The organism is Ornithinibacillus scapharcae TW25 (assembly GCF_000190475.1).
GTDB lineage: Bacteria > Bacillota > Bacilli > Bacillales > Amphibacillaceae > Ornithinibacillus > Ornithinibacillus scapharcae.
On the sequence record NZ_AEWH01000012.1, the window covers coordinates 25897 to 41692 of the forward strand.

Consider the following 15796-nt stretch of genomic DNA (forward strand, 5'->3'; position numbering starts at 1 on the left):
CCCTACCCTTTTCGGTTTAGTACTCTATACTGGAGCACAGAGATAACAAAGATAATAAAAAATAAAACAACAGACTGTGCAGCGGCTAATCCAAATTCAAAATCTCTAAAACCAGTTTTATAGATTAAGTGGACTAAAGTTTCCGTTGCGTATCCTGGACCACCACCAGTCATTAAAATAATTTGTGTGAAAACTTGGAAAGAACCAATAGTGCTTAATAGGGTTAAATATATGGTAGATGGTGTCAACATCGGAACCGTAATTTTAAACCACTTTTGAAATGCATTTGCACCATCAATTGTTGCCGCTTCATACAAAGAGTCAGAAATCGAACTCATGGAAGCCATATACAAAATGATTCCAACCCCAAACGGAATCAGCATTTGCATGATAATAATTGCGGATAATGCGGAATCGGTTTGTCCTAGCCAATTGATCTTTTCCATACCAAACCAACCAACTACATGATTAAATAGTCCAAATTCATAGTTATACATCCAGCGCCATACCATTGCAATGATTACCATGGAGGTAACCGTCGGTAAATAAAAAGCAGCACGGAAAAAATTCTGTGCAAATCTTCCAAGTGTATGAATGAACGAAGCAGCAATTAGTGCTGTTATAACATTAAAAGGAACCGTTACAACGGTGTAGATTGTCGTATTGATCAGTGCCTTCCTAAAGGCTTCACTTTCGAAAACTTGCTTATAATTATCTAAACCAGCAAATAAATTTGCTTCGGTAATTCGATATTCCTGAAAGGATAAAACAAATGCCCACACTACAGGAATTGCGATAAACAACGTAAATAAAATCAGCTTCGGGAGTAAAAATAAGTATGCCGCATAGTTTTTTCGCATCTGCTTCCCGGTCTTTTTCAAACTCTTTCCTGCATTTTTTAACACAAGCGATAATTCCAACATTCTCCCTCCCTACTGTATTAATGTTTATGTAAACTTTAGCCGTCAGTCACTTTACAAATTTAACTTTTTATCAAATTAACTTTTAAAAGATAGAAGGTAATAACACGCTCTTTCAGCACCTTATCAAACAGCCATGGAACTGAAGAACGTGATGGCACCTCCTACATTCACCTTCTTAAGTCCAAATCCCCAGTGGACCCAACGAGAGCCCACCGGACTGATTTATTACTCTCCTAAAAGTGCTTCCACCTCTGGTTTGGCGGTTGCCATTGCTTCTTCAGCAGTTTTCTCACCATTGAACACTAGTTGTAGTTCACGCTGAATGATCTCATCAATTTTCTTCCATTCTGGATGACGTGGTAGCATGGCGACTTGTGAAGACATTTCTTGGGCCCTTGCCATTTCGGGGTTGTCTGCGAATGGTTCTTTTTCTGCGGCACTAATTCGTGCAGGGAAGATCCCATAGGATTGAGACATTAGGTATTGCTCATCTGTGTCAGAGATAGATTTCATAAATTCTGCAACTACCTTTTTCTTTGCATCACTGTCTTGCTTAAACATTGTCCAACCACCAACACCACCAATCGTGATTGGTTCTCCAGTTGATCCAGTTGGGTAGTTTGCTACCATGAAGTTTGTTGGGTTTGCTGTTTGCGCTGAAGTAATGGCCCAAGTTGCCCAAGGTTCCATTGCAACTGTACGTTGTTCTTCGTTCGCCCATGCTTGGAAAGTACCGCCGACATCAGCTCCCCCCATGGAGACAGGTGCAGCTTCATTTACTAGTTTTAAATCTGCTAATGCTTGAATAGCTTCAATTGCTTCTGGGGAGTCAAATGTAAACTCAGATAAGTCATCACTTAAAGGCTTTCCACCATTTATATAGAAGAATGGCCATGCTTCGTAGTAACCAGGTAGAATATACGTAGAGAAACCATAGACATCTATTTCCCCGTCACCATCTCGGTCAAAAGTTAACTTTTCTGCTGTTTCAACGAATTCATCCCATGTCCACTCGCCATTTTCAGGTGGCTCAACACCTGCTTCCTCGAATAAATCTAAGTTAAGTAACATGGTATGAACGGTTAGAGAGTTCGGTATTCCATACAGTTTCCCATCATACGTATAGGCGTTTAATGCATTTTCATAGAAATCTCCTAATTCCTCTTCTGTGAAAAAGTCATTTAACGACTCTATGACACCTTGTTCAATGTGATCAATGCTTACCGCACTACCACTTATGTCTACTGGTGCAATATCTGGCCATGATTGCCCAGCAATATTGACTCCTAGCTTATCTGGCATTTCTGCCCAGGGTACTTTTACAAGTTCAATCTTCACCCCTGGATGAGATTTTTCAAATTCTGCTATCTTCTCTTCTAACCAGAAATACTGATTTCCTTTCCCTTCTTCACCAGATGTATCTCCTTCTTTTGCCCAGCGAGGGCCATCCCAAATAGTAATGGTTCCAGTCCAGTTGCCATCTTCATCTGTCGACCCATCTGAATCGTCCCCACATGCGGCTAGAACTATCATTGTAGCTATGGCCATCATCATCATCAAAATTAATTTCCATTTCCTTTTCATGATTTACTTCCCCCTTACATCGTGATATTCGTTCTATATAAATCAAAGAATAAGTGCTAAAGACTGGTTCACCTCCTTCCCTTCCCCCATGCTACTTTGCCCATCATCACTTTTTGTTTGGCACCAGTAGCTTTTGGTAAATTGTTCGTTCTTTTATTTAAATACTGATAACCCAACAGTGCGAATACCATCGCCTCTTTAGCATCAGCTGGCATACCAATTTCATCTAGCTTTCTTACAACAACTTTTGGAGGTAATCCATTGCTAATTGCTTGCATTAATACAGGATTGTAACTTCCACCACCACTAATAAAAACTTCCCTTATCCCACTTTTAACGATGTAACGATTAATTTCATTCGTTATAGTGATTGCGGTTAACTTGGTCACTGTTGCGATACGGTCATATGGATAAATTGACATATCTTCCGCTTCATCCCACAATTTCTTTGCATATCGCTCTCCAAAGTGCTCTCTACCGGTTGATTTAGGTGGTTGTTCTGCATAATACGGATTATCTAGTAATCGTTTTAGCCATTCTTCTCTTACGTTCCCTTTAGCTGCTAGTTTGCCATCAACATCATAGGATATTTTTCCATTACTGATTTGTTGGGCAAAATAGTCTATAATCATATTACCTGGCCCCGTGTCATAGGCAACGACATCATTTTCGTCACAATCCTTTGGCAGAATGGACATATTGGATATTCCTCCAATATTGACTAGCACTCTCCCTTTCTCTTTATCTCGAAATAATAGATAATCAGCATAGGGTGCAAGTGGTGCTCCTTGACCACCAACTGCCATATCTCTTGTTCGAAAGTCTCCTACAGTAGTGATTCCAGTTTGCTCAGCTATCACACTAATATCCCCAATTTGTAAAGTGGATGTAACAGGATGTCCTGCAATATTCACTTTTTCCGGCTGGTGAAATATGGTTTGGCCGTGAGAGCTGATGAAATCAATATCTTCATTACGTAAGCCAGCTTCCTTTATCACTTGATTTGCCGCTTCAGCAAAAAGCGTGCCAAATAACATATTCATCGTAGAAATCATTTGAATGGTAGCCTTACTTGGGTCACATAGCTTCAGTAATTCCTGCTTGACTGCATCATGATAGGTAACCATATCAAAATACTTCAAGCGAAGTTCAATGTCCCCGTCTTCTTCCACTATTTCAACTATTGCCACATCAATCCCATCTAAAGAAGTCCCAGACATCATACCAACTGCATGATTAACCAATTTCATTCCAGATTGTCACTCCTTCTTCTTGGAAGACTTACAGGTAACTTGCCTTTTACCTTCACCTTTCCAAAAATCGCTTCAACTGCCGTCTTTAATGCAGGTGCCGTAAATTCATAAGTTGCTATGTATGCAGAGACCTCCGGTAAATAGGCGATGTCATATGGGTTTCTTGTTGCCACTACAATGACATTTCTATTTTCCTTTAAGAGTGTTTCGACTAATGTTACTTGCTGGTCGTTTTCCTTAATTGATAAAGTCCCGATGATGATAGCTTGATATTGATTGGCTATTTCTTTCAGGTTTGCTATTTCATCATTGATTGGTGGATTAGACACCTGAAAAACTTCTAAACAATCATGCATATCTTGAACAGCTTTTTCCAAAGCAAATGTAGCATAGCGTTTATCCTTTACTTGTAGTGCGTAACTATCTCTGGGGTAAACCACTAACAAGGGATCCGATTCCTTTAACGTAAGTGGTAACATATTATCATTGTGAACAATGGTAATACCTTGTTTATAAAATTCATACGCTTCTAGCTCATGGTGTTTAGAACCGACATCTTTGGAAACATGTAATGGACTATCTAGCGTAATATCATCCCAACTCAAATACTTATCTTTAAGATCCGCTACTCTTTGATAGGCCTGAAGAATTGTCTCTTCCGCGATTTCACCTGTATGTATCGCCTCTTCGACTTGGAACAATGTTTCGTATTGTCTGGTTTGCAAATGAGAAACCATAATTAGATCTACGCCTGCTTTTAATGCCTCAATAGCACCTTCAGCTGTTCCTATTCCCTCTGAGATAGCGTTCATTTCCATACAATCTGTTGTTACGACACCTTGGAATCCTAATTCTTCACGAAGCAATCCAGTAATAACTTTCTTGGATATGGTTGCAGGTACATTTTCCCTTTCTTCTATTGCTGGAAAATATACATGGGCAGACATGATGGTATCCGCCCCTTGTTCTATCACATCACGGAACGGTCTTAATTCGACTTCTTGTAGACGTTCAATATCATGGGAAATGACCGGTAAGTCGAGATGGGAATCGATATCTGTATCCCCATGACCTGGGAAATGCTTCAATGTTGTGATAATACCTGCATCTTGCAATCCTTTGACAGCTTGTTTTCCAAAATTAGCGACCATGTCTGCCGATTCCCCATAAGAACGAACGCCGATTACTGGGTTATCAGGGTTATTATTCACATCCAATACTGGGGCTAAGTTCCAATTAATCCCTAGCGCTTTTAATTCCCTTCCCGTTAAAAGTCCTGTTATGTATGCATTCTCACTACGGCCTGTTGCCCCTAGTAACATCGCTCCAGGGAGAATAGTTGTTCCTTCGCCTAAGCGGCGAACTACTCCATTTTCCTGATCAATACATATTAGTAATGGTCGCTCATGTCCTGCCTCTTTTGCAGTTCGTTGTAATTCCGTTGTTAGTTCAAGAACTTCCTCTGGCGTACCAATATTTCTTCCAAACAAAATCACTCCGCCAATATGATGCTCTCGGATAAGCTTTATAATTTCTGGCGAAGCCTTCTTGCCTTTGAAACCAAATACCATTAATTGGCCAATTTTTTCCTTTGTCGTATTACTCATGTCATATACACCACCGTTTTTTCTCTATAATTCAAATCCTGGAATGGACATTCCTTTTCTCGTATTCATTCCAACTGGGAATTTCAATGTTTGGGCATAGGTTGTTCTAGCGATACATCCTCTTACAGTCCCAAGTGCTTGATAATAATCAAAGTAGCGGAAATCACTAGAATTCATAATGAAATCATATTGAGAAAGTGCTCTGAGGTACGTTTCAAATTCCTCTGAAACATCGACAAATATATCGGGAACATAGTCCTCCATATCTTCCCAATTTTCACTATGAAACATTCTTGTTATGGAGTGTGGGGCTAATCCTTCTATTTCAAAACCCGTTAATGCGGCTTTTAGCCATGCCGATTGCACAATCTTAGGACAAAGTGCATGATCTGGATGGATACTTTTTTCCCAATGTGTTATCACGACATTTGGCCTTAACTCACGAAATATCTTTGACACAGCTGTGACGGTTTCCTCATCTAGTTTGAGTTCAGCGTCCCGAAAATCTAATGTGATACTTTTTCCACCTAAAATCTTTGCTGCCTCTTTGGATTCCTTCACTTTTTGTTTTCGATATGCTTCCACTGTTACATGGGATGGATTTCCTTTCTCTCCAGCAGTCAAATGTAAGAAGGTTACTTCATGACCTGCTTTCGCATATTTAAGGGCAATTGCACCTGCTTGTATTTCCGCATCACCACAATGCGCTCCAATAACCATGACATGGTATTTATGATTCATAAGTCACACCTCTCTATGTAACTGTTATCCTATTCAATGCTAATGTGTTATTTTTTCAGAATAATTAAAACGCTATTACTATAAAATACTATTACAGAAATGAAATAGTAATTCATAAATTTATATAAATATCTGTTATCAAATTTCAAGCGCAGCTTCTAACGATTTTGTTTTTAGGGGGGAATAAATCTTTTGCATATAACTTTTATGGAGGTGTAGAGAATGAGAAAAGTTTGCTTAATTTTTTTCACTAGTTTAGTAGCTTTTGCAAGTATTCTAACAGGAGGTAGTATGAGTTTTGCAGAAACAGAGACACCAATGATTCGGATTGGGGTTGTACCAACTGCAGAGTCAGTCCGGTTAGGGAGTGCTGATGATTTCACCATTACAAATAAAGAGACTGGTGAAGTACTCTTTAGCGGAGAAGCTGGAGAGGTTGTTGTTGAACTCTCTTCTACAGCAGCTATTGAAACAAATTATCGATTACAGACATCATGGACAACAAGTGTGCCCTATATGCAGGATTGGTTAAACAGGGCAGAATCTGCAGGTTATGAAACGTACGTTGAGGATTATAATGGTGGCTGGCGTTTACTTATCGGAAAGTTCCCACAGGATGCTCCGTGGGGTGAGCGAGAAGCATTCCGCCAACAAATGATTGCAGAAGGTTTTGCAAGTAGTGACTCCTATTGGAGAGTTATTACAGTCTCCTCGGAAGATGCTGAAATTCGTTTAATTGCTGATGATTATGAGGCAATCATTCCAAATGCTGTGCAAATTAGCTCTGCAAGTGGTGTTATCAAAATTAACGGGAGTCAGTATCGAGGAATAGGAGAGGTCGGTTTTAATAGTACCGGTACCCTAGCAGGCATAAATGAGCTTCCGTTAGAAGAATATTTATATGGCGTTGTACCGAGAGAGTTACCTCCAGTACCCTACGGGGAATTAGAAGCACAGAAATCCCAATCGGTTGCGGCAAGGACCTACGCCATATCTGGGCTTGGAAAACGGAGCGATGACGGCTATGACTTACTTCCAACCACATCAGATCAAGTGTATGGTGGATATGATGCCGAACACCCAATTTCTACGCAAGCTGTTCAAGAAACAGAAGGGGTGGTAGCCACATACAATGGAAAGTTAATCGATGCTGTCTACCATTCTACTAGTGGCGGGTTCACTGCTAATAACGAGGATGTTTGGAACTCTGATCCAATACCATATTTAAGAGGTGTACCAGATTCCCAACTAGGAAAAGGGAAGGATAATGTACCTAGTTTAGAAGTGTTTAAAAATCACGCGAATCCAAAATCACTTCGAGCACAACGGAAAGGCGATTTCGAAGCAGATTGGTCGAAATATCATCGTTGGTATTTTGAATGGACTAAGGAAGAAATCAGTGATGTATTAAGTGAATATTATAGTACAGATGTTGGAGAGGTCTATGAAATCAACGTGTTAGAACGAGCGAACTCTGGTAGAGCTCTAGAAATTGAATTTGTAACTGAAAACGGTACTTTTTATGAATATAAAGATCGTATTCGCTGGGCACTCAAATATATCAACGCTGATGGCGGACAGAGTGTGCTATTAAGTACCTTGTTCTACCTCGAACCTGTAGTCGATAAGAAAACCAAGCAACTCTCTGGCTTTAAGGCATATGGTGGAGGCTGGGGGCATGGGGTTGGTCTAGCACAAACTGGTGCAATGGGAATGGCTGTAAAAGGGCACACCTATGATGAAATCCTAAAACACTATTATCAGGGGATTACATTAGAAGAACGGTACTAAAACGGAAGAGGCTGCTACATTGCAGCCTCTTTCATCCCTTTTATTATATTTTCTTTGACCATATCTTTTAGCATATGATGTTCAAGAAATGCTCCAATTACCGAACCAGCAACTGGTGGTATATCTGGTAACACTAGTCTATATTTGTCTAGATTGTTTGCTAACTCTTTCTTAAGAAGTTTTGGCAAGATATTTCGATTGTTAAATAGTCCCCCACATAAAATCACGTCCACCTGTTCCTGCTCATGAAAGAGCTTTTTATCCAATGCTCGAATGTTTTTTCCAATTTCTTTAGAAACATCTCTTAAAATTTTCACAGCTATCGGATCGTTTTCTTCGTAAGCTTTAAATACTAGTAGCGTAGTTTCAGAGATGACTCTTTTCGGATTAGGAGATTGGTAGATGTAATCGATTAACTCTCGAGTATCATTCACCTTAAAACGCTGAAGTAATAAGTGCAATAATATTGTTTCAGCGTTTCGCCCATCGGCAAATTTGAGCGCTTCCGAAATCCCTCTTTTTCCTACATCATAGCCGCTCCCCTCATCACCTAAAAGATACCCCCAACCGCCAACCCTTCCATGTTGTTTGTTCTGGTTTATACCATATGTAATGGAGCCAGTTCCACAGATTTGAACAATCCCAGGTTTACCATATGTACCCGAAAAAAGAGCGTTAATAGTATCAACCGTAACGGTTATTTTCGTATCAGTAGTGAAGTAATTAGTAATTTTATTTTTAAGAAATAACTCTGTTTTCTTGCTTCCGGCTCCTGCTATCCCAGCAAAAACACTTTTAACTCGTTGAAGGGGAAATTTTTTTTCTATATTACGAAAAATAGTATTAAATGTTGATTCTAATTTCTCCTTGGAAACTCCATTCGGGTTCGTACTACCATAAATATGATTGAATAGAATATTTCCTTCTGTGTCTGCTATGGCAACTTGCGTCATGGTTCCACCACCATCGATCCCAATAAAATACTTCACCCGAATCCCACCTTAATATAATAAGTAGTTACTTCTAATAGTCTGAAATTCTATGAGTTCCTTTTGTAGTCTGCTATGGAAACCTGTTGTGTCTCCTTGTTCTATTTGTAACCGGAATTGATCTGTTCCCATTAATAAATCCAAGAAATAATGCCTACCGGGTTTAATAAATGCAAGTTGCCCCGGATAAAGTTTATAGAGTGATTCAAGTAGCTGAAGTCCTAGTTTAAAGGATTGTAACGAATTCCGGTCGGAAACATGGATTTGAATGCCTTCACAAGCTTCCCCTTTATGCTTCTGATACATTGGTCGAAAGACTGTCGGCCGGAAACGCACGCCTTTGATTCTGTACGAATTCATCTCATTCGCTAATTCCCTCCCATTCACAAACGGTGCACCAATCACTTCAAACGGCTTAGTCGTTCCTCTGCCTTCTGATAAATTCGTGCCCTCTATCAAACAAGTACCTGGATAAAGAATACACATATCCATCGTCGTTGTGTTTGGAGTAGGAGATACCCAAAAGAGATCCGTTTGATCGAAATACGCCTTTCTTTCCCAGCCCTCCATCGGAATAACTTCTAATTCACAGTCAATATGAAACTCATTTTTAAACAGGAGTGCCAGTTCACCAATTGTCATCCCGTGACGTACTGGAATTGGAAACTGCCCTACAAAAGAGCGGAATCCTTCTTGAACTAGATTTCCTTCTATCGTTACACCGTTTATAGGGTTAGGCCGATCAAGAACAACTACCTTCTTTCCCTCTTGTCCACATTGTTTCATCATATTAGCTAACGTATAAATAAAGGTATAATAACGAGAGCCAATATCTTGTAAGTCACAGAAGACAACATCTACATTTTCAAGCATTTCAGTATTCGGCTTTTTGTCCCCATTATAAAGACTATAGATTGGAACCCCAGTGTAGCTATCCATACCTGATTTAATTAACTTCCCTTCATGTACTTCTCCCCGAATTCCATGTTCAGGACCAAATAGAGCAGTTAGATGAATATCTGGATGATGATAAAATAAATCGATAGTAGTATCCAAGTTATGATTAACTCCGGTTAAATTAGTTAATAATCCAATTCTTGCTTTCTTGTATGGATGGGTATGAGCTTCTAAGAAGACCTCTAAACCGAGTTTCATTGGCTGTCTCCTTTCCTCTTTTGAATTAGGAATGTTGACGTTGGGATATGTTGGTTTGTAGCAGGACGCACGAATTTTTTGGAGAATCAAGCGACCCGTAGGAATTTCCACGCGACGAAAGTCTATTCTCACGCAAGCATAATACAAAGTCGAGCGAAGCCCTATCTTAGTTACGCCTTCAGGCTAATTGCGCGCGACTTTTCCTGTGCCTCGCGCCTCTTTTGGGAGACTTCGCGCGGGGTCAGGTTAACTCGAGCGACCTGGGGGCATTCCCGCGTATCTTTATCATCTTTTCGCGCGATTCTCCATCTTTATGCGCACTATCCCCAAACTGTCCATAAACCATTTGTTTCATATATATTATTAATTATATAAAATACATCCTTTCTTCATGTTAACAAAAAAGCTACCTCAGAAGGTTTTCCTTCTAAGATAGCTTGCTTACGGAATCACGATAAACGATTTTATGCGGAATGATAATCCGTTTACATGGTTCATTTCTATTTTGTGCTTTTTCTATGATTGCTTTTGCGGATTGGGCACCCAGTTCTTGTATTTGAATATCAACTGTTGTAAGAGCTGGTCTTGTTATTTCAGATAGATAAACATTATTAAAACTTACGATAGATATATCCTGTGGAATACGTATTCCATTTTTATCTAGCATACTAAGAATTCCAAGACTGATAAGGTCATCACTAACTACGAGCCCTGTAGGCTTTGTTGTTAAGGATAAGAGATGCTCTACTGCTTCTCTTCCTCCAGACTCAAGGAATTCAGTATGAATCTTGTAGGAATTATTATCTTCAATCCCAGCTTCTTCTAAAGCAGCTAGATAACCATTTTCACGATCACGAGTCACAAATAAATCCCTTGATCCCCCTATAAAGCCTATACGTCTATGGCCCATCTGAATTAGATGTTCGGTAATTTCTTTTCCAGCTTTATAATTATCATTATCCACATGTGTGATGACGTTTTCATTTTCATATGGCTTTCCAACAATAACAAATGGAAAATCTAATTCCATTAAAAAGCTAGTTACCTTGTCATCGATACGAGAATATAGAAGAATGACACCATCCACATAACTACCATAGACCATTCGCTGCACTTCACTTAAAATTTCTTTCTCTGTTTCACCTGTAGATAGATACATAGAATATTCTAAGTCATGGATTACAGACCCAATTCCTCGAAGGATTTCAGGAAAGAATGGATTTTGTAGTGCTTTATTTGCGGAAGATGGCATAATGACACCAATTGCTTTAGTAGATTTCGCTACTAGATTTCTCGCGTTTATGTTTGGATGATAGCCTAGATCCTTCATAGCCTTCCGAACTTTTTTCTTCGTATCCTGACTTATTCTAGGGTTATTCGCTATAACCCTAGAAACTGTAGAGGGTGAAACCCCACTTGCTTTTGCGACATCTTTAATTGTTACCATTTAACTCACCCTCTACTTTACTCTAGTTCAATAGATTAATGACAGAGCTAACGTTGCCGTTTACGAATACGCTCTTTTCTGCCCCAACTACTTCAATTTTGATTTCATGATATGCCGGAAGGAAGTTTCCTTCTTTCGTTACTTGTATATTTACTGTTTCGCCAGTTGAATGAACTTCCAATTCTAATTTTACATACTCTCCATTATCATAATCAAATGTTTCCCCGTTGTCATCATAGAAGGTAAATCGATATGTTTCTTCCTTCTCAGACGCGAATACTTTCATGGTGAGCTTCTTCGTTTCTTTCTGTTGGTTAGAGTTCCATTCTCCTTGCATCAATACGGAACCTTTACGAACAAAGATAGGTAAATCTTCTAATTCCGCATGTACAAGATGTACATGGTTACCTTCAAAACTTTGGCCTGTTGTATATTCAACCCATTCCCCATCAGGTAGGTATACAACTCGGTCTGTTACGGAAGGCTGTAATATTGGTGCCATAATGATGTTATCTCCAAGCATAAACTGGTCATTCAAGTTATACGTTTTTACATCATCTGGATATTCCATTAATAATGGACGCATTACCGGTAAACCTTGCTTACTAGCTTGATAAAATAACGAATACAATTGTGGCATCCATTCGTAACGCATCTGAATATATTTCTTCATGATAGCTTCATATTTTTCCCCAAATTGCCATGGCTCTTGATAACGGAATCCAATTGCTGAGTGATTGCGAAAGAATGGTGTAAATGCACCGACTTGTGTCCATCTCGTTAATAGTTCTGCATTCGTATCATGTGCAAAACCTCCAACATCTGGACCTGTAAAAGCTACACCGGATAAGCCTAAGTTCATCACCATAGGCAAGGACATTTGTAGATGCTCCCAGAAGCTACGATTATCCCCTGTCCATACCGAACCATAACGCTGAACTCCAGCATATCCTGCACGTGTCAATAGGAATGGACGTTTCCCATTTAGGTTTTCTTTCATTCCTTCATACGTTGCTTTCCCCATTAAAAGTCCGTACACATTATGCAATTCGCGGTGTGTTGTTGGATTCCCATCATTACGATGCATGACGTCAACATCCATTGTTTTCGTCTCGTTAAAAACGGCTGGCTCATTCATATCATTCCAAATACCTTCAATTCCAAGGTCTGTATAGAATGCATGTTTATCGCCCCACCATTTACGAACCTTTTCTTCTGTAAAATCAGGGAAGGCACTACTACCTGGCCAAACATCTCCATAATAAATATCGCCTTCGATATATTTACAGAAATTATCCTCTAGAACACCTTCTTGATAGATAGGATATTCGGAATCCTTTTTCACCCCAGGGTCTACAATAGGAACAACCCGAATCCCCATTTCCTTTAGGTCAGCGATTAACTTTTCTGGATTTGGGAAGCGTTCCTTATCAAATGTGAAGACACGGTAACCATTCATATAGTGGATATCTAGATGAATTACATCAATAGGGATATCCTTTTCAATAAAGTTGTTTGCCAGTTCTCTTACTTCTGCTTCTGTCTCATAACTATAACGAGATTGGTGATAACCAAGAGACCATTTCGGTGGTAATGGCATTCTGCCTGTTAAATACGTATATTGTTCCAACACCATTTTCGGATGTGGACCTGCCATCACATAATAATCTAGTTGACCACCTTCAGCAGAGAAGGAGTAATTTTCCTCCGATGATTTCATATCAAAAAATGTTCGGAACGTATTATCAAAGAAAATTCCATGTGCTTTTCCATTTCGCAATGTCATGAAGTACGGTATCGATTCATAGAGTGCATTTGTTTCTGGGTTATGCGGTGCATACACGTCGGTATTCCACATCTCTAGCTTCTCACCACGTTTATTTAGGTGACCAGATTTTTCACCAAATCCATAAAAATGGTCTTGATCATACATCTGTTTAAATGCAATTACTTCCCCATTTTCTCGGTATGCCATTCCATGCTTATCTTCTGAAACGATTACTCTACCATTCGAATCTGATATCATAATGCGAAATGGTGATTTTTGAATGTGAATCGTTATTTCCGAAGACTTAAGTGATAGTTTTCTTTCCGTATCCTCTTCTTTAACTGCTACAGATTGTGGATTCACAATCACTGCTTTTGATTGGTTTAACACTGGATTCTTTTTAGGATTCATGGTTACTCGAACAATCGATTCCGTATAGAATTGAACTGCTACGTTTCCATTGGAACAAAGGAAGTTGTATGTCATTCCTTCTTTGTTAAAATCAATTAGATCGCCGATATCCCGGTAGATAACTGCTCCATCTTTTTTTTCTTTACCCGGATGTATTGCAAAGCTCGTATCTCCTAACATGATATACCCCCTATAAATCCAATATTGTCCGTTAATTTAACCTATTAATGTTAAAATTCCACTTAGGCTGGCATTGCCTAAGTGGATTTCACTATTAAACTAATTTATACACTCTTGCTTCATATGGTTTAAGTACTTTTTCAACTGAATTTTCATAGTTGCTTAGAAGAAGTTCTTTATTTTTGCCTTTTAATTCTGAAGGCAATGTTATTTCGGTTTCTTCTGGGTAGAGGTTTGTAATGACTAATGCCATTTCATCTCCTGATCTTCTAGTATAAGCGTATACCTTATCATGATTTTCTAGAATAAGGTGGTAGCTTCCATAGATAAATACTTGATGTTCTTTGCGAATTTCAATTAGCTTTTTGTAATAATGATAAATGGAATTTGGATCTTTTAATTCAGCTTCTACATTGATTTCTGTATAGTTCGGATTAACTTTCATCCAAGGATTACCTGTTGAGAAGCCACCGTTCTTTTCTGTATTCCACTGCATTGGTGTTCTTGAATTATCACGGCCTGTTTTCCAAATTACTTCCATTATTTCTTGTACAGGTGTTCCTTTAGCGATTTCCTCATGATAGTAATTTCTCATTCCTACATCATCATAATCATCGATAGATGGGAACTGAACATTGGTCATGCCAATTTCTTGGCCTTGATAAATGAATGGTGTACCTTGCATCAGGAAATACATGGTTGCTAAAGATTTAGCTGATTCCACTCGATATTCCTTATCATTACCCCATGTTGATACTGATCGTGGTTGGTCGTGGTTTTCAAGGAATAATGCATTCCAGCCTATTCCCTCTAAACCAACCTGCCACTTAGTCAATGTTTTCTTTAATGCCGGTAAATCGATACCATTATCAGTATCTTTACCCCAAAGGCCTAAATGTTCAAATTGGAAGATCATATCGAACTTACCGTTCTTCTCTCCAACCCAATCATCAGCTTGTTCTAAACTTACACCATTCGCTTCTCCAACTGTCATAATGTCATATTTAGCAAATGTTTTTTGTTTTAATTCTTCTAAAAACACATGAATTCCATCTCGATTCATATGTCCTTCATAGGACGGCACATACTTTAAATTATCTGGATTTGGCATATCCGGAAATCCAGGTACTTTTTTAATATGAGATATTGCATCGACACGGAAGCCATCAATTCCTTTATCTAGCCACCAATTCACCATTTCATAAAGTTCATTTCGAACTTTCGGGTTTTCCCAATTTAAATCTGGTTGTTTGGTCGAGAATACATGCATATAGTATTCTTTCGTATGCTCATCGAATTGCCATGCTGAGCCGCTAAATATAGATTCCCAGTTATTTGGTTCTTTACCATCTTTTCCTGGGTGCCAAATATAATAGTCTCTGTAAGGATTATCTTTAGAACTACGAGATTCAATAAACCATGGATGCTCGTCTGAAGTATGATTAATAACTAAATCCATGATTAATTTCATGCCTCTCTGATGAACCTCAGCAAGTAGTAAATCAAAGTCTTCCATAGTACCGAATTCATCCATAATGTCTTGGTAATCACTGATATCGTATCCATTATCATCATTAGGAGATTTATAGATTGGACTCATCCAAATGACATCAATTCCGAGATCCTTCAAATAATCTAGCTTAGAGATAACACCTTGGATATCACCAATGCCATCTCCATTTGAATCCATAAAGCTACGTGGATATACTTGGTAAGCCACAGCTTCTTTCCACCATACTTGTTTCATAACAATTCTCCTTGCTCATCATTATTCTAGGTGCATGGGATGAGGTTGGGATAAATCCCCTTCTCAACTAGAAAGACGGTCAAAGCGCAAAATCAGCTCCGGAAATATACGAAGACTCCTGCGGGAGGATAGGCATAGGTGAGACCCCACAGTGCGTTAGCACGAGGAGGCTCACCAGCCGCCCGCGGAAAGCGAAGTAT

At 39.1% G+C, this 15796-nt stretch carries 11 protein-coding genes; 1 reads left to right on the forward strand and 10 read right to left on the reverse strand.

Annotation, left to right across the window (positions count from 1 at the left end; all coding sequences use genetic code 11):
* Positions 1–2 precede the first annotated feature (2 nt).
* From G5W_RS0103345 to G5W_RS0103365, 5 genes are all read right to left on the reverse strand, one after another.
* On the reverse strand, positions 3–923 hold the full coding sequence (locus G5W_RS0103345) for a carbohydrate ABC transporter permease (RefSeq protein ID WP_138918957.1): 921 nt from the start codon (positions 921–923) through the stop codon (positions 3–5).
* A gap of 225 nt (positions 924–1148) precedes the next feature.
* A complete protein-coding gene (locus tag G5W_RS0103350; RefSeq protein ID WP_010094235.1) occupies positions 1149–2507 on the reverse strand; it encodes an extracellular solute-binding protein in 1359 nt (452 codons plus the stop codon).
* 68 nt (positions 2508–2575) lie between these two features.
* The gene (locus G5W_RS0103355) at positions 2576–3757 is read right to left on the reverse strand and encodes an anhydro-N-acetylmuramic acid kinase (RefSeq protein ID WP_010094237.1); all 1182 of its coding nucleotides are present in this window, start codon (positions 3755–3757) and stop codon (positions 2576–2578) included.
* Positions 3754–5367, reverse strand: a complete 1614-nt coding sequence (gene nagZ / locus G5W_RS0103360) for a beta-N-acetylhexosaminidase (protein ID WP_010094239.1) — start codon at positions 5365–5367, stop codon at positions 3754–3756. Before nagZ ends, G5W_RS0103355 begins: the two co-directional genes overlap by 4 nt.
* A gap of 24 nt (positions 5368–5391) precedes the next feature.
* The gene (locus G5W_RS0103365) at positions 5392–6108 is read right to left on the reverse strand and encodes a PIG-L deacetylase family protein (RefSeq protein ID WP_010094241.1); all 717 of its coding nucleotides are present in this window, start codon (positions 6106–6108) and stop codon (positions 5392–5394) included.
* 222 nt (positions 6109–6330) lie between these two features.
* Here G5W_RS0103365 and G5W_RS0103370 point away from each other — a divergent pair, with 222 nt between their 5' ends.
* Positions 6331–7899, forward strand: a complete 1569-nt coding sequence (locus G5W_RS0103370; RefSeq protein WP_010094243.1) for a SpoIID/LytB domain-containing protein — start codon at positions 6331–6333, stop codon at positions 7897–7899.
* 14 nt (positions 7900–7913) lie between these two features.
* On the opposite strand, the gene G5W_RS0103375 is transcribed toward G5W_RS0103370, so the two are convergent.
* From G5W_RS0103375 to G5W_RS0103395, 5 genes are all read right to left on the reverse strand, one after another.
* The gene (locus G5W_RS0103375) at positions 7914–8888 is read right to left on the reverse strand and encodes an N-acetylglucosamine kinase (protein ID WP_010094245.1); all 975 of its coding nucleotides are present in this window, start codon (positions 8886–8888) and stop codon (positions 7914–7916) included.
* Positions 8889–8900: 12 nt separating this feature from the next.
* Positions 8901–10043 (reverse strand): exo-beta-N-acetylmuramidase NamZ family protein, encoded by a 1143-nt coding sequence (locus G5W_RS0103380; RefSeq protein WP_010094247.1) that lies wholly within the window; start codon positions 10041–10043, stop codon positions 8901–8903.
* 427 nt (positions 10044–10470) lie between these two features.
* Positions 10471–11490 (reverse strand): LacI family DNA-binding transcriptional regulator, encoded by a 1020-nt coding sequence (locus tag G5W_RS0103385; protein ID WP_010094249.1) that lies wholly within the window; start codon positions 11488–11490, stop codon positions 10471–10473.
* Positions 11491–11512: 22 nt separating this feature from the next.
* On the reverse strand, positions 11513–13849 hold the full coding sequence (locus G5W_RS0103390) for a glycoside hydrolase family 31 protein (protein WP_010094251.1): 2337 nt from the start codon (positions 13847–13849) through the stop codon (positions 11513–11515).
* A gap of 94 nt (positions 13850–13943) precedes the next feature.
* The gene (locus G5W_RS0103395; protein ID WP_010094253.1) at positions 13944–15596 is read right to left on the reverse strand and encodes a glycoside hydrolase family 13 protein; all 1653 of its coding nucleotides are present in this window, start codon (positions 15594–15596) and stop codon (positions 13944–13946) included.
* Positions 15597–15796 lie beyond the last annotated feature (200 nt).

Excerpts from the sequence above, each read along its gene's own strand:
- G5W_RS0103345 (WP_138918957.1), bottom strand. The coding sequence starts at position 923 with ATGTTGGAATTATCGCTTGTGTTAAAAAATGCAGGAAAGAGTTTGAAA.
- G5W_RS0103350 (WP_010094235.1), bottom strand. The coding sequence starts at position 2,507 with ATGAAAAGGAAATGGAAATTAATTTTGATGATGATGATGGCCATAGCT.
- G5W_RS0103355 (WP_010094237.1), bottom strand. The coding sequence starts at position 3,757 with ATGAAATTGGTTAATCATGCAGTTGGTATGATGTCTGGGACTTCTTTA.
- nagZ (WP_010094239.1), bottom strand. The coding sequence starts at position 5,367 with ATGAGTAATACGACAAAGGAAAAAATTGGCCAATTAATGGTATTTGGT.
- G5W_RS0103365 (WP_010094241.1), bottom strand. The coding sequence starts at position 6,108 with ATGAATCATAAATACCATGTCATGGTTATTGGAGCGCATTGTGGTGAT.
- G5W_RS0103370 (WP_010094243.1), top strand. The coding sequence starts at position 6,331 with ATGAGAAAAGTTTGCTTAATTTTTTTCACTAGTTTAGTAGCTTTTGCA.
- G5W_RS0103380 (WP_010094247.1), bottom strand. The coding sequence starts at position 10,043 with ATGAAACTCGGTTTAGAGGTCTTCTTAGAAGCTCATACCCATCCATAC.
- G5W_RS0103385 (WP_010094249.1), bottom strand. The coding sequence starts at position 11,490 with ATGGTAACAATTAAAGATGTCGCAAAAGCAAGTGGGGTTTCACCCTCT.
- G5W_RS0103390 (WP_010094251.1), bottom strand. The coding sequence starts at position 13,849 with ATGTTAGGAGATACGAGCTTTGCAATACATCCGGGTAAAGAAAAAAAA.
- G5W_RS0103395 (WP_010094253.1), bottom strand. The coding sequence starts at position 15,596 with ATGAAACAAGTATGGTGGAAAGAAGCTGTGGCTTACCAAGTATATCCA.